This window comes from Metasolibacillus meyeri (assembly GCF_003049505.1).
Taxonomy (GTDB): domain Bacteria; phylum Bacillota; class Bacilli; order Bacillales_A; family Planococcaceae; genus Metasolibacillus; species Metasolibacillus meyeri.
The window spans coordinates 1-638 of record NZ_PYWN01000207.1 but is presented as its reverse complement, the minus strand read 5'-3'; the positions used below and the strand labels follow the sequence as shown (position 1 = coordinate 638).

1 rRNA gene is annotated in these 638 nt (G+C 49.8%); it reads left to right on the top strand.

Features of this window, described 5'->3' with window-relative positions:
* Position 1: 1 nt before the first annotated feature.
* Positions 2-638 (top strand): 23S ribosomal RNA (locus C9J34_RS20775); the annotation flags it as partial.

The following is a 638-nucleotide window of genomic DNA, read 5'->3' as shown; positions in this document are numbered from 1 at the left end:
AGGTTAAGTTATTAAGGGCGCACGGTGGATGCCTTGGCACTAGGAGTCGATGAAGGACGGCACTAACACCGATATGCCTCGGGGAGCTGTAAGTAAGCTTTGATCCGGGGATTTCCGAATGGGGAAACCCACTATGTTTAATCGCATAGTATCCCTACGTGAATTCATAGCGTAGGGAAGACAGACGCAGGGAACTGAAACATCTAAGTACCTGCAGGAAGAGAAAGAAAATTCGATTCCCTGAGTAGCGGCGAGCGAAACGGGAAAAGCCCAAACCAAAGAGCTTGCTCTTTGGGGTTGTAGGACACTCTATACGGAGTTACAAAGGAATGAAGTAGATGAAGCGACTTGGAAAGGTCCGCCAGAGCAGGTAAAAGCCCTGTAGTCGAAAGTTCATTCCCTCCAGAGTGGATCCTGAGTACGGCGGAACACGTGAAATTCCGTCGGAATCCGGGAGGACCATCTCCCAAGGCTAAATACTCCCTAGTGACCGATAGTGAACCAGTACCGTGAGGGAAAGGTGAAAAGCACCCCGGAAGGGGAGTGAAAGAGATCCTGAAACCGTGTGCCTACAAGTAGTTAGAGCCCGTTAATGGGTGATAGCGTGCCTTTTGTAGAATGAACCGGCGAGTTACGAT